Origin of the sequence: Wolbachia endosymbiont (group B) of Chesias legatella (assembly GCF_964026945.1) — a bacterium.
Classification (GTDB): Bacteria; Pseudomonadota; Alphaproteobacteria; order Rickettsiales; family Anaplasmataceae; genus Wolbachia.
This window is the reverse complement of record NZ_OZ034711.1, coordinates 213,799-237,173: the sequence shown is the minus strand read 5'-3', so window position 1 is coordinate 237,173 and position 23,375 is coordinate 213,799. Positions and strand designations below refer to the sequence as shown.

The following is a 23,375-nucleotide window of genomic DNA, read 5'->3' as shown; positions in this document are numbered from 1 at the left end:
TTAAAGGTTTATACTATTTATCATAAAAAGCAAGTTGTAAACACTAATTACATAATTGCTTTTTGCTCCAACCAGATCGGAGCGTGCTTTAAATAATGCATCTTCAGTGTCCAAAAGGTCAGATGTACTCTTTAAACTTAAGTTTACCTCTTGCTCAACTCCTTCCAATGCTAAAGCTGCTGCTTTTTCTGCTTCTTGACTTGCTTTAATAATAGCTTTTGCTGTCAGCACGTTATTCCAAGCATTTACAACTGCTTCTTCTATATTTTTTACCGTTTCATAATAATCGTAGGTAGATTTTTTTGCATCCATTTTAGCTCTACTAACACCAAAAACATTAACTCCTCTTTTAAAGATCGGAATATCAAGAGTAAAGACAACATTCACATTTTCTAGTAACGTGTCCAATTTTATATTGTCCTTTCCAAAATTTTTACTTGCGCTTAGATTCAAAGAAGGAAGCCACTTGGAAGTTTCAGCGATCACTTCCATTCCGGCTGCTCTTTTTTGATAAACTGCTGCTTTTAGGGACAAGTTATTAGTTTTTGCTAATTGTAAACATTCATTTAGCTCTGGAACAGAAGGTAATTTATCATTAGCTTCAGAAAGTTCATCAGCATCTTCGCCAATCAAATGATAATAAGCAATATTTGCCAATTTTAATTTACCTTCAGCATCAACTCTTTCGGATATAGAAGACGAAAATTTTGCTTTTGCTAGCAAAACTTCAGCATTAGTAACTTCTCCAAGGGAAAAGCGTTTTTTCATAGCTGACAAATGCTCTAAAGAAACACGCTCTTTATGTTCTCTCAGTTTTAATATTTCTGCCTTTTGTAAAACATTAACATATGCTTTCACAGCGCTGAGTGCAACTTCTTGCTTTGACTGCTGAAATCTAATTTTTGCTGCTTTAAGAAGATGACTTGATCGGCTAAATGTAGCAAAAGTGCCCCCACCGTCTATTATTCTTTGGCTTAATGTTAGACGCTTTCCAGAGTTTTGTCGATCGTTAATAATATTAAAATTACTATCGAAATTATATTGTAAATTAATGTCAGGTAAAAATCCAGCCAATCCAGAAGATTTCAGCTGTTTTTCAGCACTCTTATATTGGTAAAACTGAGACTTTATTTTTGAGCTATTTTTGATAGCTTTGCTTATGGCTTCTTCCAAATCGATTGCATAGCAACCTATAGTACCAAAAGCAATTATAAGTATAATAATCAATCGAAACATTTTGCTTTCTAGCATATTATTAAAGTTATTAGCATAAATTACTTTAATAATCAATAACTAATGTTGTTGACACTATCAAGCAACTCAGTGTATCATAATCTACTGTTATGTATTGATATATGAAAACTTTTTTCTTAAAAGAGAAACAAGTCGATAAAAAATGGCTTGTTATAGATGCAGAAGGATTAGTAGTAGGAAGGCTTGCAGCGTTTGTAGCAGCGCTATTGCGTGGAAAGCATAAGCCTGAATACACACCTCATATGGATTGTGGAGATAATGTAATTATTGTTAATGCAGAAAAGGTACATTTTACCGGAAAGAAACTTAAAGATAAAATCTACTATAGGCATACAGGTTATTCTGGTGGTTTAAAGAAAACTACTCCAGATAATATTTTAAATGGCAAATTCCCTGAGCGTGTGATAAAAATGGCAGTAAAAAGAATGCTTGATGATGGTCCTATGGCACGTAGACGGTTTGAAAATTTGTATGTTTATTCTGGTTCAGAACATAAGCATCAAGGACAGCAACCTGAAAAAATAGATTTTGCCTCTTTAAATCGTAAAAATAAGAAATAATGGAGTAAAAAGTGAAAATAAATAATAATGATCAGCCAAAAAAGGCAATGATTGACTCACTTGGTCATTCATATGCTACAGGTCGAAGGAAAGAATCTGTAGCAAGAGTATGGATAAAGCCAGGAAGTGGAAAATTTAGTGTTAATAAAAAAGATGATTTAATTTCTTATTTTAAAAGAGAATCAGTGTGTCAAATGATTAAAGCGCCATTCATAGTAACTTCTATGTTAGATAGGTATGATGTGTTTGCAACTGTAAAAGGTGGAGGACTATCTGGCCAAGCAGGTGCCTTAGCTCATGGAATAAGCAGAGCTTTAAGTAGTATAAGTCAAGATCTACACTCTATATTACGTAAGGGTGGATTCCTAACTAGAGATTCACGTGTTGTTGAGCGTAAGAAATATGGTCAACATAAAGCTCGGAAAAAATGTCAGTTTTCTAAGAGATAATTGTTTCATAATGGTATTTTTTTGTAAATATTATACAAGTTCTTACAAGGTTTTATGACATTTTCTCTTTTTATGACGAATTTAGTTGACTATTGGTATTAGCATAATATGCTGTTTATGTAATTTTTCAATATTAAGGTAATTTATGAGTAAAGAAGATATAGTAAACCAACTGAGTCAAGAGTGCTCTAGTCAAGGTATAGATATAACAAAAGCTAGTTTGGGTAAGCTTCATGATATTTTTATGGAAACAATCAAGAACGATCTAAATCGTAAAGGTGAAATACGTTTGCATGGAATAGGGACATTCTCTACTGCTATAAGTAAGGAAAGACAATGCCGTAATCCTCAAAATGGTGAGATTATGACCGTTCCTGAAAAGAAAAGAGTAAGGTTTAAAGCAAGTCAAGCTCTTTCAAGTACTTTAAATACCAAAGAGAAAGTATAAGCTACTTAGATATTGTCATTTTCATCTTTTTAGTTACACTATGTAAGCCATGAAATATAGCCTCGCTGATTAAAGAATGGCCTATATTAAGAGCTGAGATGTGAGGTATCTCTTTTATTCTTTTAGCATGTTTATAATTTATGCCATGCCCTGCGTGGCATTCTATTCCTAGTTTATTAATGTATTCTGCAGAGTTAGTAATAAGTTTTAATTTTTCTTCTGATGGATTATCACAGTAATCCCCTGTGTGAATTTCTATTATGTCAGGCTTTCTTTCTAGCTTCTCAAGATATTTTAGTTGATTAATATTTGGATCGATAAACAGTGAGACTTTTATGTCAAAGCTATGCATTTCCTCTATTATACCAGAAAGTTTACTGTGCATATTCACGATATTCAGGCCACCTTCGGTTGTTAATTCTTCTCTTTTTTCTGGTACTATACAAATCGAATAGGGTTTTACTTCTTTTGCTATTTTGAGCATTTCTTCCGTAGCTGCGATTTCAAGATTTAACTCAGTGCTAATGTTTTGTTTTAGATTGAATACATCCTCATCTCTGATATGCCTTCTGTCTTCTCGTAAGTGTACGGTGATAAAATCTGCTCCAGCATCAATAGCTATTTTTGCTGCTTTTAATGGATCTGGATAAGAAGCTCCACGTGCGTTGCGAAGGGTTGCAACGTGATCAATATTAACGCCCAATTTCACAATTTACCTCAAAAATTATTTATAAATTATACATATTATTAGATCTTATGCATGTCATTGTTTAATGCCATAGCTGAAAGACGGAGCTAGCAGTTATACCAATTCTCATTGTTGACAAGTCAAATAAGAAACATTCAAAATTGTTTGATTGTGGAAGTGGAAAGAGAAGTAATAAATTTGCATACACTTGCCCTTTTTTACAGTTAATCTAGTTTATAGAACTACTCGTGGTAATCCAAACAAGATTTTTTCTCATAATCAAGTTATAGTAAACGGGGAAAATTTTTCGCATCTAAAAAATTTTAGATTTAGGATTGAAATTAATAAGTGGAGTGATTATGTAATGCATGTATTAGTAAAAGGAGGTACAACATGAGTAATATAGTTCATTTAAATAAAAACAATAATCGTGATAATTTTAGTGTAAGAGGGTTACAAAGAGCCGTTGATGACATATTTGATAGCTTTTTTACAGGATGGAACCCAGAGCTTTCCAAAAGAGGCAGTAGTCTACTACCAGTTTGTGATTTTTATGAAACAAAGGAAAGCTATTGCCTATCATTAGAGTTACCAGGTATTCCTAAAGAAAGCATAGACATTAGTATATCTGGCGATAACTTAATAGTGAAGGGTGAAAAAACATGTAATAATGAATCAAAAGATAAGCAGTTTTACCATAAAGAAAGGTACTATGGTTCTTTCTATAGATCTATTCAACTTCCAACAAATGTAGAGCAAGATAAGGTATCTGCCAACTTTTTAGATGGGGTATTGCATGTAACCATACCTAAGTCAGAGAAACACACCAAGAAAATTGATGTAAAGTAACCAGTAAGTAATAGCAGGCTTCTGACCTTGAGGCTTGCTATTTTAATATCTGTTCAGCAGAGTGGCAAAATAAGGTAAATGAGAAAAGACAACTAAATGAATGTCATGAAAGTAGCTGATGCTGGCTCCCTTATGAAGGTGTCATCTTAGCACCCAGACACTGATTTTTTAATTGAAAATGTTGTCTTGTTTGTGATAAATTTTGCTCGATGCCAGTGTCGAGCACTGGCATGACATTATAGAAGCTGGAATTACAGTACTTGAATGACAATATTTGCTGTGTAATTTACCTTAAAAAATGAATATTCCTACAGCTACGTGTAAGCTACTTTCATGATACTCATTTAGTTGTCTTTTTTGCCACTTTACTGAACAGATATGTAAAATATTAACTTAGCAATACAAAAAATTATCTATAGATTAGACACACCATTAGATCTTATGCATAGTCATTTTTTAATTCCATAGCTGAGACGGAGCCTGCTCCCCTTATCATGAAACTGAAGTCTATATGGTACCACAGTATAATGATATAATAAAATATGAAAAAAATACCAATAAAAAAAGGCAAAAAAAGCCCGTATTAACTTTAACAATTTAAAATGATTTAATGTGAAAACCATAGGCGCCAATTGTTTTTTTAACTTAAAAATAAAAGTCAAGTATCAGGAATTCTAGACATAAACCCTCCTATATGAATAAAGAGCTAGCAAAAATAAACTTATATATTTTTTGCTGAAATTTGATTATTTGGTGAAAAAACCTGCAGGTGAAGATAGATTTTGGATCCTAAAAAATCTTCATTCTCCACTATAATGAAGCTACTAGAGTCTGTCAAGTAATTTTTTATTTAAACTGCTCGCAATCTTTTTATACACTCATCTTTACCAAGAATTACCATGATATCGATGATTCCAGGCGCATCCATTATTCCAGTTATTGGGGCGCGTAATGAGTGGTATATATCGCTCATTTTTATATTATGTAATTTTGAAAATTCCTTAATCTGAGAAGATAAAAAATTCTTATTCCAATCTTCACTACCTACACTCGAAAGAAATGATGCAAGTAACTTAATTACATCGAGGTTAGATTTGACAATTTGCTGAGCTTCTTCACTCAAATCAACTTGAATATAAAATTTTGCTAAATCCAATAATTCGGTCAGATAGTTTGCTCTTTTTTTCAGCTCTGTCAGTCCCTGCAGTAAATAGCCCTTTTTTTTGTCAGTTAGAGTATTTTCTCTAAGCATTAGAGTCAGAATATCTTCATTGCTCATATTACTAATATAGTGGTTATTCAAATGCTCCAGTTTTTTGAAATCGAGCCGTGCAGGTGAGCGACCGATGCTTTCTAAATTAAACCACTCTATTGCTTGCTCATCGCTAATAATCTCATCGTTGCCATGACTCCAGCCAAGTCTTAGCAAGTAATTACGCATTGCCTGTGGCAATATTCCCATCTTTTCATAATCGCAAACACTTGTAGCCCCATGCCTTTTAGATAGCTTATTCCCGTCTTCTCCATGAATTAGCGGTACATGTGCAAAGCGTGGAACATCAAAATCAAGAGCCTGATATATCAGTAATTGTTTGAAGGTATTAGTGAGATGATCAGAGCCACGTATAATATCGGTTATTCCAGCATCATGGTCATCAACCACTACAGCAAAAATATATGTTGGAGTATTGTCAGAGCGCAAGATTACTATGTCATCAAGCTGATCGCTACTTATTGTAACTTGGCCGTATATTTTATCGTCAACAACAATATCTTCTGAGTCTGGCACTTTGAAACGGACAACAGGGTTTGCGCTTGATGTCGAATGAGTACACTTATGCTTATATATTTTTCCTTCTTCCCTTGCTCTTGCCTTCTTTTCTGCAATTTCATTCTCGGGGCAGTAACAGTGATACGCCCTACCCTTTTCAACTAAAAGATTTGCAACTTCAATATGTCTAGCTATTCTTCTCGATTGGTATATTATTTCTCCATCATAGTTTATTCCAAGCCATTTTAGCCCATCCATTATTGCATCAATTGCTTCTTGTGTTGAACGTTTTCTGTCAGTGTCTTCAATCCTTAGCAAAAACTCCCCACCATGACGCTTTGCATAGAGCCAATTAAATAACGCAGTACGAGCTCCTCCAATATGTAAAAATCCTGTTGGTGATGGAGCGAATCTAGTGACTATACCTGGCATATTTGTCTATTGTGATAACGTAACCGATGATAACTAAAATTTGCACTTGCAACAACGTGGAACTATAGTAAATTTGAAAGATCAATTTACATTTATTTTTAACAAACTGCATTGTATAATTTAATATTAGTGAATGCAGTGAGGTGTATATATGGATAATTTATTTGAAATTGCAAGAGGAGTTGTAACAAAAGAGGATGAAAATAAATTTATTGAAGCTTGCAAGAAAAGAGTTGCTTGTGTAGCTAAGCATAGAATTGATGAAAATGGAAACCCATTTCATATAGCAGCAAGTAAAGGGTTTCTATTATCTGCGTTACAGAAGATCATAAAGGATTTAGAAGAAAGTACCAGGAGTGAGGTTGAAAAAGCAAAAGAAGCTAAAGATTGGGAAAAAGTAAAAAGATTAGAAAAGGAATTTAAGAATAACAAGAAATATATTAAGGAAGCACTCCTCGATAAAAGCTATATTAAGGATGAAGGGAAGAAGGCAGTATCACCCCTTTATTTCTTGGACCCTGCAGAGCGGAAAGAAGTTAAGCAAATTGCAGATATAAAATGTGGCTTTATATGTAATAAGAAGTTTCATCTATGCTTATATATAGCAGGGGCTATAGTGTGTGCTATCGCTATGTGTGTATCTTTGTATCTTCTATTTTCGGTTTCTCAGTCTCTTGCGTTGGCTTCAATAGCGACAATAGCTTCTGGAGGGTCTTCATATCTGTTATTTAAGGCATGTAACGAGGTATATGGCCTCTATAACGAAAGTACTATAGTGACAGATCCTAATGTTATGCAACTTTTAGAGGGTGGTTTAGCCCCAACATGAAGTACTTGCAAGGAATAATATAGAAATTTACTTTCTTAACTTAAGAAAGTATACTGATAAGATGATAAGAAAGAAGTATAGTAAAATTTTAATAGCAAATAGAGGAGAGATTGCTTGCAGGATAATCAAAACTGCGCGCAAGATGGGTATATCTTGTGTATGCGTATATTCAGATGCAGATGTAAATTCTGTGCATGTAAGGCAAGCAGATGAGTCGAAGTACATTGGTCCTTCACCTTCTTGCCTGAGTTATTTAAATATTGAAAAAATATGCGAGGTGGCAGTTGAAACAGGTGCTGAAGCGGTTCATCCTGGCTATGGGTTTTTAGCAGAAAATCCAGATTTTCCCCGTGCTCTGGAAAAACATAACATAGATTTCATTGGTCCAAGTGCAGAAACAATAGAAGTTACAGCCAATAAAATAACAGCAAAAGAAGAGGCAAGAAAGGCTGGAGTAAATGTAGTGCCAGGATATATGGGTAAGATCGAAGATGCTGCCCACGCAGCCATCGTTGCTGAAGAGATTGGTTTTCCCGTTATGCTCAAAGCTGCATCAGGTGGTGGTGGCAAAGGAATGCGAATTGTATATTCCAAAAAAGAAATTGAACTAGCATTTACATCAGCAACAAATGAAGCAGAGAAAAGTTTTAAAGATGGCAGTATTTTTATAGAGAAATATATAGAGCTGCCAAGACACATTGAAATACAAATCATAGCAGATAAATATGGCAATATAGTGTGTCTTGGAGAGAGGGAATGCTCGATACAAAGGAATAACCAGAAAATAATGGAAGAAACTCCAAGTCCATTTATTAGTGAAGAAGTAAGACAAAAAATGTATGCCCAATGTGTTTCTTTGGCAAAGCAAGTTGGTTATTTTTCAGCAGGTACTGTCGAGTTTGTTGTAGATAAAGACCAAAACTTCTATTTTCTTGAGGTAAATACGAGATTACAAGTTGAGCATCCAGTAACAGAATTTATAACTGGAATAGACATAGTAGAAGAAATGATTAGAACTTCCTGTGGAGAAAAATTGAGATTCAATCAGGATGATATTAAACTTACTGGTTCTGCAATAGAAAGTAGAATTTGTGCTGAAGACCCATCAAAGAAATTTTTTCCTTCCAGCGGAAGAATCAAATATTACGACAAACCAGATGATGTAAGAATAGATGATGGAGTAGCTAGCGGTTCAGAAATCAGCATGTTCTACGACTCAATGATTGCAAAAATTATAACCTATGGAAAAGATAGAATAGAAGCAATCAGCAGAATGCAAAAAGCATTGTCTGAATGTTATATAGAAGGAGTAACAAATAATATAGAATTTCTAGAATCCATTTTCCATCATCCAAACTTTATTGCAGCAAAACTCCACACAAGATTCATTCCAGACCATTATCCCAGTGGGTTTCAAGGCGATTTTATCACAGAGGAATATATTAAAATATTTATTTTTGCTGCACTGTATGTTCATTTAGAAAATGAGGGAAAGTATTACAGTAAGTCAATAGATGAAGCATTCATAGTGAAAATAGACGATAATGAGTACTCCGTAAATGCAAAATATCAAGATAACACATTAACAACAGTATATAACCACAATAAATACTCCGTGGTGGGTAAGTGGAAATCAAGTTACAGATTACTATATATCACAATTAATGATGATACCAATATAGCACTTAAAATAGAAAGGCAAGGCAGCAAATACTTTATAAGACACGCAGGTATGAAAGCTAAATGTTGTGTATTGAAACCTCATGTAGCTGAACTAAGCAAATTAATGCTAAACAACAAAACAGAAGGGATTTCAGTAGACGCTGTAAAATCTCCAATATCCGGTTTATTGGTTAAATTACACGTCAATGCTGGAGATCAGGTAGAGGTAGGACAACCTCTATTTGTTGTAGAGGCAATGAAAATGGAAAATATAATATGTGCTGAATCAGAAATGGTGATAAAAAATATCCCTGTTAAAGAAGGAAAAAATATACATGCTGGTGATTTGGTATTAGATCTGGTTTCTTAAATAACACAAGAAATATAAACCTGACCCAAATAAGATAAATGAAAACATTTGATGGGCTATGGCAATGGCCATTGGTATATGCAGCAACAAAGTGACTACTCCTAAAATTACCTGAATAATGACGGAGAGTAGCATAATATATGCTGGTTTTACACTAGCATTTTTTATTGTGAGTATTGCTGTCAGAACTAATATCAGCAATGCCAATGCCCGGTGTATGAATTGCACTGTTACTCTATTTTCAAAGATATTTAGCCAAGCAGGCTGTAAGTAAAATAAATCTTCTGGAACAATTTGTCCATCCATCAGTGGAAAGGTATTGTAAATTAAACCAGCATTTAGCCCTGCAACAAATGCACCGAAGATTATTTGTACTGTCACTAGGATTAAAATTATCCATATGTAACATGTACTAACCTTAAGTTTAGTTTGCCTTGGTTTGATTTGGTAATCAAAAAATTGATATGACAATAATGCAAAGATAACCAACGCAAGCAGTAAGTGAAGTGCGAGCTTATAGTGACTAACATGAGGATTGACTACCAAACCGCTTTTTACCATATACCAACCAGCAAAAGCTTGTAAAATTCCAAATAATAGTGCTGTAGATAACCTTATTACTGCATTTTTAGGTATTCTTTTTTTTAGTGTAAAGTATATAAACGGTAAAATAAAAACTAAACCTGTCAGCCTTGCAATTAACCTGTGCACATATTCTATTAAGTATATGGTGCGAAACTCTTCCATACTCATACCATAATTAAATGCTTTATATTCAGGTGTAGCTTCATATTTTGATTTTTCTTTTAGCCAGTCTTGTTCACTCAGCGGTGGCAATGTTCCGGTAATTGGTTTCCATTCCGTGATTGACAATCCTGCTTTTGAAAGTCTGGTAAATCCACCAATTCCCACCATGCAAATCACCATGAGAGAGCAGAGAAAAAGCCAAATAGCTACAGGTTTTGCTTCCATAATCCATGCTGAGTTTTATTCCATTGCTGAGGGTGAATAACAAATTCCCACAAAGCGAGAAAAGCTGCAACGCTATGTAGTAGACTATAGACGGGAAAAAATATTGATACTATATAAAAATAAAAAGGCATTTTTTGTTGTCTGATAGCTATTATCAAAAAAATCAAGTTAATACCGTATACTATTATAAAATAATATAAGAATAATTCATTCAAAATTTGAGTCAGCACCAATGAAAGTAACAAAAAAGGAGTCGTGAAAAATATAAAAGCTGAGGAACCAACAAAAAGGTTTAATAGCAAAACTCCCTTAAGCCCAGTGTGCTTAAAAAGTAATTTTATATTTTTTAAATGAACGATATAAGTTTGCATATAACCTTTAATCCAGCGTGCTCTTTGTTTGATCCAAGCAAACACAGTAGTTGGTGATTCTTCCAATGTTTCTGAATCAATAATCCTGGTTTTATATCCCATTTGCGCAAGTCTCAAACCAAGGTCAGCGTCTTCAGTGACATTGTAAGCATCCCAAAAAAGCACTTTCTTTAAAATTTCCACTGAAAAATGGTTACTGCTACCACCCAAAGGTATTGGCATGTTCATTTTTTGAAATCCAGGCAAAAAATATTGAAACCAGTTCATATACTCGAGAGAAAAGAATTTTGTAAGAAAATTGCAACCAAAGTTATAGTAATTTAATTTCGCCTGTACACAAGCCAACTTTTCGTCGCCCTTATTAAATTCAATTAGTGCTTTTTTTAACTGCAACGGATCTGGCTTGTCATCTGCATCATATATTACCACATACTTTCCTCTAGCAAAGCTCATAGCATAATTGCATGACTTAGCTTTTGTTCTAGGCAGAGAATGAGGCACTTTTATTACTTCAAAATACTGTGGTAAAGTGCATTTTTCTATAGCTGCCAACATTTCTTGATCATCGCTCTCTATCACAAGCTTTACATCTAATTTTGATTTTGGATAATCCAAACTTTCAATGCTCTTAATCAATTGCTTTATAACCGCATTCTCTTTAAAAGCAGGCAATAAAATAGTATATATAGGTTCATTCATCTTATCATAATCTGCTTTTTGGTTAGAAATTTTACGCAAGCCAAAAATTTTAGTTACAAATTTGAATAAAGAACTAGAACATCCGATTATAAATATCAACACTAAAGCAAAATATGCATATTTTTTTGTCAGTGTTAAAGTCGAAATCATAACAAAGAAAGAGGAAAAAAAGATTGAACTGAGCCTAATGCTTTTAGCTGAAAAATTAGGATTCTTATAATATAAGTAGTTACTTGCGAATTCTGAAATACCAAAGTGTGAGTTAAGAAGATTTAAAATCTGTTTGCTATCTACTTTTATCAATACATATTCAATACCGTAATGAGATTCGACCCAAAGGTTGATATCTTGGCTTATGTCTTCAACCATAAAAAAAGTAGTATCATTTAATTTTTGCCAAGGAATTATATTAAACCTATAGTAGAAAAGTTTCTCTTGTTCTTTGCATAAACTAGAATCAAATTTAATTTTTTCTACATTATCAGTTTGAAGTACAGGCATTAAACTTAATGCAACTTTTTGCTCAAGTCACGTGAAAACGAAGATATAACCTCACTACTACGCTTATCATCTTTACGTTCATGCATTATTTTTTTTACAGCATCAGCAGCTATACTCGCTGTGTTAGCTTGTAAATCCCCAAGAGCTTTTTCAACTTGGTCAGTAACTTTCTTCAAATTAGAATGGGCATTTTCATCTAACGTTTGATCGAGTTGCTGTCTATTATGCTTAATAATACTATTAGCCTTATCAAGTGCTTCATTCATCATTTTGTTAACTTCTGCATCTAATTTTTTGTATTTTTCAGAAGATTTTTTGTAATACTCCAACATATCTTTTCTGAATTTTTCAGTTTCTTCACTTGAAAACTTGCTTTTGTTACGTTTATTGTTAAGCGCGTTTTTTATTACCTTCCTTAGCAATTTATATGAGAGGATAAAACCTACTAAAAAAGCAAGGCTTATAACTAGTAATGTAGACATAAAAACCCTAAAATTCTTTTGACACCAAGTCAGCAACAAATTCCTCTTCAATCTCAGAATTAGTTAACTTAGTATAGTAAATCAAAGCAATACTAGTAGCCATTTGTTTTAATTCACTAATATACTTAGATTTAAATTGTACTACCTTTTCTTCAACAAGTTTAATCATCTTCTTGTCTTCCTCTTCCAATATATCCTTAACATTCGCTCTCATTTCTTCTACTTGAGCAAATGCATCATCTATGATTTTTTTTGCCCGTACTCTAGCTTGATTTAAAGCTGCATTATACTTGGCAATTTGCTCTTCTGTAAGTCTTAAAAGGTGAATAGAACTATTAAATGAATCTAACACTTCTTTACTTCTAGTGCTTATTATTTCATCTAACTTCGGTAAAAACAAACAACTCACTACAAAAAAAAGTGAAGAGAAAAAAATTAAAAACCAAAAAATTTGAGAAGAGAAAGTTGAAACATCAAGCTGTGGCATCTGTTAAGCAGCAAATATTAATAACATTGCAAGTACAAACGCAAGCAACCCCATGATTTCAACCATGGCAGCACCAATATAAACGTAACTTTTCATTTTACCTTCTGACTCAGGATTTCTCGCAATCCCATTTAACATAGCAGAGAAGATATTAGCTATACCTAAACCAGCACCGAGCATTCCAAATACAGCCAAACCAATTGCTATAAATTTTAAAGCCACTAAATCCATATATTACCTTTAACTATTTCTTTATAATATAATTGTAAAATATTCTGCAAGGAAGTCAATTACTTTACTGCATCTGACAAATATACACATGTTAATATAGTAAATATATAAGCTTGCAAAACTGCAACAAATACTTCAAATCCTATTAGTGCAATTATAAACAAAAAAGGTGCAGGTGTAAAAAATATGTTCATATTTATGACGAATCCTGCTATCACTTTGATGATTGTATGACCCGCAATCATATTTGCTGCAAGCCTTATTGATAAACTAATCGGTCTTACTAAATAAGCAAATAATTTAATAATGATGATTATAGGTGCAAGCCACGAAGGAGTTCCTTTTGGTAGCAATATGCGTAAAAATTCTACTCCTCTTTCTTTAAACCCAACAATCGTTATATAAGTAAAAACCACCATTGATAAAGCGAAGGTAACTATCACATGACTTGTAACTGTGAAACTATAAGGAAGAACACCAACTAAATTACACGATAAAATGAAAATAAATACTGTAAATATCAAAGGAATGTGCTCCAAACCTTTGCTTCCAGTGTTACTTTCTATTATTGAAACAACAAAATCATATACATATTCAACTGCAGCTTGCAAATATCCTGGTATTACTGCACCTTTTCTTATTCCAAGGAGCAAAAACAGTACCATTAATATCACCGAGATCATCATAAAAAGAGATGAGTTGGTAAAGTTTATGTCATACCCAAATAATTTTGGTAGTTCTATTATTGTATATACTTTAAATTGTTCTAGCGGATTTAACGCCATTTTGACCCTGTATACTTAAACTGCAGCAGTAAATAAAGTATAAATTTTATAGAATAAAGTCAAGAATTAAGATAAGGAGCTCTGTATTATTAACATATTAACAAAATATACAATTAAAATGCAAATTATAGTCAGCTACCAATCTTATTCTAAATTCTTGACTTAACATCTTATTTTAACTATAATTTAGTTTTAATATGAGGCAATTATGAACGAAATAGATTTTACTAATCCACCTTTAAATTTAGAACAGGAATGTGGTAACGGGTACATCAAGTTTACAGATTATTCTTCTAACTCAGACACTGGTCTTTTCCACATGGCAGGTGAAATGCTAAATGAAAGCCATGATGTTATAGGAAATTTCACTGGTGATGCTTACATTTATAATTTCCATATAGATGATCACAATATGAACATTCAACTCTGCATGGAAATGGACTGCAAAGGTGATATAAAGAAAATTCTTTCTTTGTAGAAAGAGTAGGCTTCTCCTTCGTTTTTTACAATTAGAGAAGCTACTCACTACAACAAGCTTTAAAATCATTATATTTTACATTACAATAACTTTTTTATTTTCTGTTAAATAAATGAAGTTCACATTATCTTGGTTACTAGAGTACTTAGAAACCAATGCTAGTTTAGAGGAAATTACTGATAAATTAACTCACATAGGGTTGGAAGTAGAGAATGTGATCGACAATTCCAGATTGGCCGGGTTTGTTGTTGCAGAAGTATTAGAAGTCGCACCTCATCCAAATGCTGATAAATTAAAATTATGTAAAGTAAATGATGGAAGTAAAGTTCTGCAGATAGTCTGCGGAGCAAAAAATGTTAAAGAAGACATGAAGACTGTACTTGCATCTCTTGGTAGCACATTGCCAGAAAGCAACTTTACAATTAAGCCTACAAAAATAAGAGGAGTGCTAAGTGAAGGAATGCTCTGCTCTGCCTCTGAGCTTTCGCTGACTCAAGATGAAAGTGAAGGAATAATCGAGCTTTCTGATGATTATAAAACAGGAGATAAATTTTTCAATTGCGATCCTGTAATTGACATAAACATCACTCCAAACCGTGGAGATTGCTTAGGCGTATATGGAATAGCTCGAGATTTAGCAGCAACTGGAATTGGGATACTCAAGACTTTAAGCGTTCCACAACTTGCCTGCTCTATAAATTCACCAGTAAACGTCAAAATTACTGACGGGGAGAGCTTTATTAGTGGAATATACATCACCAATGTAAAAAATAGAGAGAGCCCAAAATGGTTAAAAGATAAATTGGAATCGATAGGAATGCGCTCCATTTCTGCAATAGTTGATATTACTAATTACATTATGATATCTTTCGGGCGCCCGATGCACGCGTATGATGCAAAAAAAATAGAAGGAGAGCTCATAGTACGCAAAGCAAATGACGAAGAAAAATTTATTGGTTTAAATGATAAAGAGTACTTATTAAACAAAGACATAAGCGTTATTTCTGATGATAAAAATGTTCATGCAATTGCTGGAATTATGGGCAGTAAGTACAGTGAATGCTCTCTTGAGACTACTGATATCTTTTTAGAGTCTGCTTGGTTTGACCCTATCTCTATTACTAAATCTTCAAGGCAGCTAGGCATCTCCACAGACTCAAGTTACAGATTTGCACGTTCAATTGACTCTGAATTTACCCTTGATGGACTCAATCTTGCAGCCAAAATGATTTTGGATTTATGTGGTGGAGAAGTGTCAAGTGTAGTGTCTGCTGGTAATCTGAATAAGGCTGATACCAAGATAAATTTTGATTATCAGAATGCAAACAAACTTGGAAGTGTATCTGCATCACCTGATGAAGTACTCAATATTTTAACAAAATTAGGGTTTAGTATTGATAAAAGAACTGAAAATAATTGGAGCGTACATGTACCAAGCTGGAGACCAGACATAACCATACCTGCTGACCTAGTTGAAGAGGTAGTAAGAATATACGGCTATGATAAAATAAAGGAAGAGCAACTAGCAGAAGACGTTACAGTAGAAGAAGAGACACAAGATGATTTGCGCATTTTAATGACAAGCAGAGGATTTCATGAAGTGATAACTTGGTCTTTTATGAGTGAATCAATAGCTGAAAAGTTTGGTTACTTGAATAAGTTATTCATTATCGATAATCCATTTAATAATAACTTCAATATAATGAGGCCAAGTGTCATACCAAATTTGTTGCAAGTCACTGCAGATAATATTGCTCACGGGATATCTGATCTCGCAATTTTTGAAATTGGACCAATTTATAATGGTGAGGCTCAGTCTAAGTACGTTTTAAGTGGAATTAGATCAGGAAATAATTCGCCGAAAAACCACTATAACACTGATAGAAAAATAGATATTTTTGACGCAAAGGCTGACCTCATAACAGCTTTGGAACTTTTTAATGTCAATTGTGATAATTTAGCAATAGAGAGAGCAGAAAAAGAATATTATCACCCAGGAAAATCAGGCTCCTTATCTTTTAGAAGTAAAATAGTTGGTTATTTTGGAGAATTGCATCCGAGTATATTGGATTTTTTTAACATCAAACAAAAAATTGTAGGCTTTGAGTTGATATTAGAAAATATCGAAAATTTACCTATAAGTAGAAAAAAATTTATCGATTATAAATATCAAAGTGTAAAACGCGACTTTGCATTTATTGTAAATAAAGATGTAGCAGCAGGCAGTATAATCAATATGGTGAAAAAAAGCTCAGAGCTCATCACAGAAGTTTTGATATTTGATGTATATCATGGAAACAATATAGAATCGAATAAGATGTCTATAGCATTTTCAGTTACTTTCTGCTCTCCAACTCACACTTTAACTGAAGAGGAAATCCAAAAAGAATCAAATATGATAGTCAACTTAGTGTGTGAAAATACTGAAGGAACTTTGAGAGCTCATCATTAAGCCGTAATCGCCGTTTCCTGATTTTGCTGTGTCACGTTTACTTCATCCAATTTATTCCCTATCTTGAATTCAATATCCTTGAAAAACCTATCCCACATTCCATGCAAATGCTCTTCTACTTTAGGCCATACATCATTTTTAAATGTCGTTCCATCATCAGAAAATAAATTACCCAAAAAAACTCCTACTTCCTCATAACTTGATTGAAAATGTTGAAGAAATGTCTCTACTTCCTTATGAGTATCATGTGCCACACTCAATGCTTTCCCTTCTGTGCTCTTATCCCCACGCATTGCAACGGCAAGACCTGTTTGAATATATCCCAAGCCTGTCCTAATAGCTTTTATAGGCTGCAGCCATGAACTCTTATCACTTTTTGGTACATTATTTACTATATTTTCCACCAACCTATTTATTAAAGGAGACAATAAATCTTGACAAAAATGTTTGATATTGTCTTTTGTCTTAATCACAGGACTTTTTATGCACTTTTCTGCAAAATAGTACTCAAGTTCTGCTCTCTCTAATAATTTCTTAATTGCTTCTTCGTTAAAAGTTTCATGCTCGAACGCCTTCAGTAAATCATCTTCTATTATTGCAAATTTTATTTTTTCACGAGATTCTAGTTCTTCTCTATAATCATTTATTGTTTTTTCATTTATCAATAATCCTTTTTCTTCCAATTTCAACTGTTCTAATGTTTTTAGAATTTCTTTGTTATTTTCTAAGTGCTTCTGTACTAGCTTTGTATTTGGATGCTTTTCTCCTCTTCTCTCTTGCTCATCTTTTAAGTACTTATTTAAATCCTTACTCCCTTCTATTATTTTTCTCAATAGCATAGGTTTTTCAGGTCTTTTTAAGTATTTTTCAATTCTCACTCGATGTGAATTAATCTTTTCTACTAGATCTGGTGCCTCCCTTTCTAATAACTTACATGAATTCTCTATACCCTTTGCTTGACCTTTAAATAAATTTTGCATTTTACATTTCGTTATTTCTAAATACATCTTTGCTATAAAATCATTCACTTTACCTGAAGCTTCTTCTAAACTTTCCCCATTCAAAGGACCTTTTATCTCCTCTTCTAAATCTCGAAACTGGTCTATTAAGCTTAATATTCCTAACAGGCTTAACTCACCCTTTGCTTTTCTCATTACTGATTTTACTAGTCTTCGCTTAACTTCTTGATTACCATATTCGAACTTAAAAAGACCTTCTAATCTTCTTCTTAAATTATCCTCCGCTAAGCTATTCTTTTTTATAATCTCGTATATTCCTTTCAATTTTGCATGTCCCTTATCTTCTCCTGCTTCTTTTAAAAAACCTCTTAATTTGCTTTCTAAAACACCATATGTTGAGTTATTCTCTTTTATATCCTTAAATATTTTTTCCAATTTTTCGTGTATCCCATCTGGTCCCTCCTCTTCTAAAAAATCTTTTAATTTCTTTTTTAAATTATCGTTTGTGAAGTTATTTTTTTCTTCATCATATACTTTTTTCAGTTCTTTATGTATCTTAGTATATCTTTCTTCTCCTTTTTTCTTTAAATCCTCAATTCCTTTTTTAGCATTATTTAGAGCTTCTTCTGTTTTTTCAGGATTTATATCCTCATAAACATCAATAATTGTCCTCTTAGCTATTTTCCCTTCTTCTTTAAGCCGTTCCCATTCTGCTTTAAATACAGGAAATTCACTATCTTCTAAGATATCTGGTACTTTTGCTCCTGCTTCTCTCAGATCTTTTATTATCATCTCTTTCTCATTTGGTAATTCCTTACCTTGACTTTCTAATTTCTGTTTCACTAAAGTATTTTTTAGCTCATCCTCCAGTGAAAAATCTTCTCCCCGTCTATTTTGCTGAAACTTAATTGCTTGTATGAAGGCAACTTGATAAGCATTTTCTATCAAATGAGTTGTCAATTGATGGCCTATACTATCTACAACTTTCAGCCTGAATTCGTTCAACAATTCCTTCAGTTTATCATGTGTATCTTTCTTTTTTGGACTCACCAGCTTTCCCATAGTTCTTGCGCATTCTTGAATCGAAGTTGCAAGCACATTCTTGATTTCACTATGTAAGGGCTTAAGACCATTTTTTAAATTGATGTTAGTTGACAATTTTAGTATGGTATTATGCTCTGAATCTCGTGTCACATTAAACCACTTATTATCTTCATTCTCGCATAAATCTTTAAGTAATTGTTTAAATTGTGGTGGAAACTTTATTTCCATATCATATGCAATGCTTGACTCAGAAACCTCCATTTCATGAAAAGATACCTCTATATTTTGGTGCTTATTAGAATACTGCCCCGTACTTATTTTAAGAACAGTAACTAAAGAATGGACTAACTCTCTATTTAAAAGATAAAAAGTAGCCAAAGCAACTGTTGCAGGAACGATTAAGGCTACAAGCACAGTCACATTAACAAAAATTGCCATTGCAGCAAGAGCGCCATATGCCAATCTTTTTGGCACACCTGTTTCACTCTTTTTTGTCTTATCTTCCACTACACCTTCTTGTGTCTTGCTATTTGCTTTAAATCTACTGTATATGACTAACCCCAGCGCAGTAAAAGCAATATAAGGGAGCATTAAAACTGACAGAGCTAAATTTAATATTTTCTTCTCTGGACAAGCTCTGTTTATTTCCTTAAATATTTCACTTGACATATTATACCAGGAAGTAAAAAACTCAGAATTATAATCTTTATAATGAAATATACTGAGTGGAACATTAAAAGCAGCTATTTGTTTAATTAACCAATTCTGCTTACTTACAGCATCAAAAAACTCTTCTTCCTCTTCTGAATTAGCAAGACCTAAATCATTCCCTTCTTCTACATTAGAAACATCTTCCATAGCATCAAAAAACTCTTCTTCCTCTTCCAAAGCAACATTGGAAATAGATTCTACTTTACCTGAACCATCACTGTTGTTATTTAAATCAATAACTTCTCTATGACCATCTGCAACAACTTGATTCATATCACCACCCTACTTAAAGCAATTTAAGTATAGCATAAACATTACTAACTTTGCAACTTTATTAACTTAATACCAACTGTCAAACCTTGGTATTCCTTAGAATAGAAATCGGCCTCAATCTCTTTATTAGTGTCCAAAGATAAGGCAAGGGTCTGATCTTTTATATATTCAACCCATGTATTTATTGCTTCCTTAATTTTTTCATCTTCTGCTTTAATTATTACTCTGATTCTATCTGATATATGAAAATCAGCTTGTTTTCTAGTTTCTTGAATAAGCCTCACAACATCTCTCGCAAGCCCTTCTAGAATTAGTTCATCATCGAGCTCAGTGCTCAGAATAACAATCCCTTTATTGTTATCAAATACAGAAGAATATTCACTGTTTGCTTTTAACAATAGTTCATATTCACCTTTTTCTATAGTATAGTTCTCTGTTTCATCCCCCAGAAATATTTGCTCATTCTCAATTTGCTTCCACTTTTCTTCTTTGACATATTGAACTAGTTTCTTGATTTTATCTGCAACCTTCTTACCAAGTAGCGGAAAATTTAGTTTTAGCTCTAGTGACGCAACTTCTTTCAACTCACTTACTATTTCTAGTTCTTTTACATTCACCTCATCTCTTATTATCTCTTGATATTCATTTTCAAGGAAATCGCAGGAAGACCTATGATAAATGGTCATACTGCCAAGTGGCTGCCTGATGCGCATGTTAAACGTATTTCTGATGGATAATGCAGAGTTACATATCTCTCTTACCAAATCCATCTTGGCAATGAGTTCACTGTCATATCTATCTGATTGTGGAAAATCAGCCAAATGAACAGATGTTTCTTTGTACTGAAGCCCTTGCCATATAGTCTCTGTTATGAGTGGCAACAAAGGAGCTGCAGCTCGAAGCATGTAATAAAAAACTGTGTACAGAACATTATAAGCGTCGGTTTTATCTTGATCTAAGTCACTTTTCCAAAAACGCTCGCGACTGCGACGAATATACCAATTATTTAGCACTTCAAAAAAATCTGTCAAGATTTTGCAAGCTTCCTGAGAGTTATAGTTGTTCATAGAAGCTCGCATACCTTCCACAGCTTCAAAACATTTTGAAATCATGTAGCAATCAATAGTATTCTGATAATGCCTACAAATCTCAGCTTTAATTCCATCTGCATTTGCATACATAGTAAAAAAGTGATAACTGTTCCAAATAGGTTTTATTACGTTTTTCAGAACATCACGCACTAAATTTCCTTCTTTGTCGAGTAGTAAATTACCACCGCAGACAATGGAACCAGACAGCATAAGAAAACGCAGCGCATCAGAACCATATTTGTCAAACACTTCCATTGGGTCCGCATAATTATTCAGACGTTTGGATAATTTCTGCCCTTTCACATCAAGAACCACACCGTGGCATATGCAGTTCTTAAATGGCTCACTGTCAAATAAAGCAGTGGAAAGCACAAAAAGCGTATAGAACCATCCTCTTGTTTGTGCTATATATTCAGTGATAAAATCCGCAGGGAAATTTTTCTCGAACCATTCTTTATTTTCAAACGGATAGTGAACTTGCGCGAACGGCATCGAGCCAGACTCAAACCAACAATCAAACACATCAGGCACACGACGCATAACTGATTTTCCTGTTGGATCATCAGGATTTGGTCTCGTCAAAGTATCGATAAACGGTCTGTGCAAGTCATCTATCTTAACATTAAAGTCTCGCTCTAGTTCTGCTATTGAGCCATACACATCCACTCTTGGATATTTTGCATCGTCTGATTTCCACACAGGAATTGGAGTACCCCAGAATCGATTGCGTGAAATAGACCAGTCGTGCGCTCCTTCAAGCCATTTTCCAAATTGACCATCTCTTATATGATTTGGCATCCAATTAACTCTCTTATTTAGCTCTGTCATTCTTCCCTTAAACTTTGTCACAGCAACATACCAAGAAGGCATAGTGCGGTAGATTAAAGGAGTGTCAGTTCTCCAGCAGTGTGGATAATTGTGAATATATTGCTCAGTTTTAAACCAGCTCCCCTGCCTTTTTAATTTCTTGATTACTGTATCATTGGCATCAAAAACATGAACTCCTGCCAAATCTGAAACTTCAGTAGTAAATTTTCCAGCGTTATCAACTGGACAAACAGCTCGAATATCATGGCTTTGGCAAAGGTAAAAATCTTCTTCACCAAATCCAGGAGCAGTGTGCACAACACCAGTACCATCTTCTCCTGTAACATAATCAGCAATGAAAACACGGAACGCATTCTTTGTATCTTTAAAGTAATCAAACAGTGGTTTATAGGAAAGACCTGCAAGATCACTCGCTTTAAGTTTTGTATTACAGTTTTCATATTGAATATTGCTTTGTTCACAGTGGCTGACAAATTTCTCTAAATAACTTTCAGCAAAGATGCAGACTTCACCATTTACTAACACCATACAATACTCAATATCCTCCCCTACTGCCAGTGCAAGATTGCTCGGCAACGTCCAAGGCGTTGTAGTCCAAGCAAGTAATCTACATTTTTGTTTAAATTGCTTTGGATTTTCTAAAAGTTCAAAAGCAACAGTTACAGCTTTGCTAATTTTTTCTCTATATGCATTATCAAGCCTTGTTTCAAAATTAGAGAGTGGAGTTTCGCACGCCCAGCTATAGGGAACAACGCGTATTGATTCATACACCAGACCTTTATCATAAAGCTGCTTAAATGCCCACATGACCGACTCCATGAATGACTTATCCATAGTCTTATAGTCATTGTGAAAATCTACCCATCTTGCTTGTCTATTTACATACTTCTCCCATTCTGATGAAAATTTCATCACAGAAGTACGGCAATGATTATTGAATTTTTCAATGCCAAATTTCTCTATCTCAGTTCTACCAGATATTCTAAGTTCCTTTTCCGCGCCCATCTCAGCCGGTAGCCCATGGCAATCCCAACCAAATCTGCGTTCAACCCTTTTTTGCAGCATAGTTTGATATCTTGCAAATGCATCTTTTATAAAACCAGTAAGCAAGTGTCCGTAATGCGGAAGTCCATTTGCAAACGGAGGCCCATCATAAAATACAAAACAATGATCCTTGGAACGTTTCTCGACTGACTGCTCAAAAATTTTATTTTCCTGCCAAAATTTTATGATTTCCTTTTCTAGCAATGAAAAATCAGGATTGCTGCTTGTATCAGGATAATACTTCATATTCATTTTAACTGGATAAAATCAAAGAATATAGAGCTTTCCAGAAAATTACAAATCCAAAAACTCTGTTTCTATAAACATTGATAGGTGTTGACATTATTATACAGCATATTAATAAATCAGACTTATTTACTTAAGTTAAAGATGAATAAAGACAATAACAGTTGGCCTTATCAGAAATTTCACGATGCTAACAAAAATAATAGTAAAAGCAGCGTTATTTGGAGATCGCTTTCTTATGAATATAATAATTCTGGAAAGGTTGAAAAAGTACACTATCAGTGGGAAAAGAAAAAAAATCCCGCAAATCTATTATATCAAGTCTCATATGATTACGTAACAGAGAGTTGTAGTCCTTTAAGGATTAAATCTAGATAGCTTATAAAACACACAAAGTGCTACTACACGA

General features: G+C 33.7%; 20 protein-coding genes. 9 read left to right on the top strand and 11 right to left on the bottom strand.

Going from position 1 to position 23,375, the window contains the following annotated elements; genetic code table 11:
• Entirely contained in the window at positions 1-1,236 is a 1,236-nt protein-coding gene (locus tag AAGD65_RS01145; protein ID WP_341810951.1) for a TolC family protein, read from the bottom strand.
• Between the two features lie 119 nt (positions 1,237-1,355).
• Between AAGD65_RS01145 and rplM the strand changes: the two genes are divergently transcribed.
• The 3 genes from rplM (at position 1,356) to AAGD65_RS01130 (ending at position 2,711) form a co-directional block, all read left to right on the top strand.
• On the top strand, positions 1,356-1,814 hold the full coding sequence (gene rplM / locus AAGD65_RS01140) for a 50S ribosomal protein L13 (RefSeq protein WP_006014941.1): 459 nt from the start codon (positions 1,356-1,358) through the stop codon (positions 1,812-1,814).
• Positions 1,815-1,861: 47 nt separating this feature from the next.
• Positions 1,862-2,263, top strand: a complete 402-nt coding sequence (rpsI, locus tag AAGD65_RS01135) for a 30S ribosomal protein S9 (protein WP_410542121.1) — start codon at positions 1,862-1,864, stop codon at positions 2,261-2,263.
• 145 nt (positions 2,264-2,408) lie between these two features.
• Complete coding sequence (locus AAGD65_RS01130) at positions 2,409-2,711, top strand: HU family DNA-binding protein (RefSeq protein WP_019236673.1); 303 nt, start codon at positions 2,409-2,411, stop codon at positions 2,709-2,711.
• A 1-nt stretch (position 2,712) separates the two neighbouring features.
• On the opposite strand, the gene AAGD65_RS01125 is transcribed toward AAGD65_RS01130, so the two are convergent.
• Positions 2,713-3,420, bottom strand: coding sequence for a pyridoxine 5'-phosphate synthase (locus AAGD65_RS01125; RefSeq protein ID WP_010402508.1), 708 nt, complete (start codon positions 3,418-3,420; stop codon positions 2,713-2,715).
• A 372-nt stretch (positions 3,421-3,792) separates the two neighbouring features.
• Between AAGD65_RS01125 and AAGD65_RS01120 the strand changes: the two genes are divergently transcribed.
• A complete protein-coding gene (locus tag AAGD65_RS01120) occupies positions 3,793-4,248 on the top strand; it encodes an Hsp20/alpha crystallin family protein (protein WP_264682964.1) in 456 nt (151 codons plus the stop codon).
• Between the two features lie 850 nt (positions 4,249-5,098).
• Here the strand turns inward: AAGD65_RS01120 and gltX are convergent.
• A complete protein-coding gene (gene gltX / locus AAGD65_RS01115; RefSeq protein WP_264682963.1) occupies positions 5,099-6,451 on the bottom strand; it encodes a glutamate--tRNA ligase in 1,353 nt (450 codons plus the stop codon).
• A gap of 151 nt (positions 6,452-6,602) precedes the next feature.
• On the opposite strand from gltX, the gene AAGD65_RS01110 reads away from it, so the two are divergent.
• Together AAGD65_RS01110 and AAGD65_RS01105 are read left to right on the top strand one after the other, a co-directional pair.
• Positions 6,603-7,280 (top strand): ankyrin repeat domain-containing protein, encoded by a 678-nt coding sequence (locus tag AAGD65_RS01110; RefSeq protein WP_264682962.1) that lies wholly within the window; start codon positions 6,603-6,605, stop codon positions 7,278-7,280.
• 61 nt (positions 7,281-7,341) lie between these two features.
• Positions 7,342-9,312 carry an acetyl-CoA carboxylase biotin carboxylase subunit gene (locus tag AAGD65_RS01105; protein ID WP_264682961.1) on the top strand — a complete coding sequence of 657 codons (1,971 nt, stop codon included), beginning with the start codon at positions 7,342-7,344 and terminating at the stop codon, positions 9,310-9,312.
• Here the strand turns inward: AAGD65_RS01105 and AAGD65_RS01100 are convergent.
• Genes AAGD65_RS01100 through AAGD65_RS01075 form a run of 6 tightly spaced genes read right to left on the bottom strand, consistent with a single transcriptional unit; the run spans position 9,295 to position 13,840 of the window.
• On the bottom strand, positions 9,295-10,284 hold the full coding sequence (locus AAGD65_RS01100) for a COX15/CtaA family protein (RefSeq protein WP_341810949.1): 990 nt from the start codon (positions 10,282-10,284) through the stop codon (positions 9,295-9,297). The two genes, AAGD65_RS01105 and AAGD65_RS01100, sit on opposite strands and share 18 nt — an antisense overlap.
• Positions 10,266-11,855 (bottom strand): glycosyltransferase family 2 protein, encoded by a 1,590-nt coding sequence (locus tag AAGD65_RS01095; protein WP_052264898.1) that lies wholly within the window; start codon positions 11,853-11,855, stop codon positions 10,266-10,268. The genes AAGD65_RS01100 and AAGD65_RS01095 overlap by 19 nt, the downstream gene beginning before the upstream one ends.
• A gap of 5 nt (positions 11,856-11,860) precedes the next feature.
• A complete protein-coding gene (locus AAGD65_RS01090) occupies positions 11,861-12,337 on the bottom strand; it encodes an ATP synthase F0F1 subunit B (RefSeq protein WP_052264897.1) in 477 nt (158 codons plus the stop codon).
• Positions 12,338-12,344: 7 nt separating this feature from the next.
• On the bottom strand, positions 12,345-12,824 hold the full coding sequence (locus AAGD65_RS01085; protein ID WP_007302046.1) for an ATP synthase F0 subunit B: 480 nt from the start codon (positions 12,822-12,824) through the stop codon (positions 12,345-12,347).
• 3 nt (positions 12,825-12,827) lie between these two features.
• Positions 12,828-13,055: a F0F1 ATP synthase subunit C gene (locus AAGD65_RS01080; RefSeq protein ID WP_006014985.1), complete on the bottom strand. Its 228-nt coding sequence runs from the start codon at positions 13,053-13,055 to the stop codon at positions 12,828-12,830.
• 59 nt (positions 13,056-13,114) lie between these two features.
• A complete protein-coding gene (locus tag AAGD65_RS01075) occupies positions 13,115-13,840 on the bottom strand; it encodes a F0F1 ATP synthase subunit A (RefSeq protein ID WP_007302047.1) in 726 nt (241 codons plus the stop codon).
• 208 nt (positions 13,841-14,048) lie between these two features.
• Between AAGD65_RS01075 and AAGD65_RS01070 the strand changes: the two genes are divergently transcribed.
• Both AAGD65_RS01070 and pheT read left to right on the top strand, forming a co-directional pair.
• Positions 14,049-14,318 carry a hypothetical protein gene (locus AAGD65_RS01070; RefSeq protein WP_010402566.1) on the top strand — a complete coding sequence of 90 codons (270 nt, stop codon included), beginning with the start codon at positions 14,049-14,051 and terminating at the stop codon, positions 14,316-14,318.
• A gap of 112 nt (positions 14,319-14,430) precedes the next feature.
• A complete protein-coding gene (gene pheT / locus AAGD65_RS01065; RefSeq protein WP_264682958.1) occupies positions 14,431-16,770 on the top strand; it encodes a phenylalanine--tRNA ligase subunit beta in 2,340 nt (779 codons plus the stop codon).
• Here pheT and AAGD65_RS01060 read toward each other — a convergent pair.
• A complete protein-coding gene (locus tag AAGD65_RS01060) occupies positions 16,767-19,757 on the bottom strand; it encodes a hypothetical protein (RefSeq protein ID WP_264682957.1) in 2,991 nt (996 codons plus the stop codon). The two genes, pheT and AAGD65_RS01060, sit on opposite strands and share 4 nt — an antisense overlap.
• Positions 19,758-19,801: 44 nt before the next feature.
• Positions 19,802-22,972, bottom strand: a complete 3,171-nt coding sequence (gene ileS, locus AAGD65_RS01055; protein WP_264682956.1) for an isoleucine--tRNA ligase — start codon at positions 22,970-22,972, stop codon at positions 19,802-19,804.
• Between the two features lie 138 nt (positions 22,973-23,110).
• Between ileS and AAGD65_RS01050 the strand changes: the two genes are divergently transcribed.
• On the top strand, positions 23,111-23,344 hold the full coding sequence (locus tag AAGD65_RS01050) for a hypothetical protein (RefSeq protein WP_341810948.1): 234 nt from the start codon (positions 23,111-23,113) through the stop codon (positions 23,342-23,344).
• Positions 23,345-23,375: the final 31 nt, after the last annotated feature.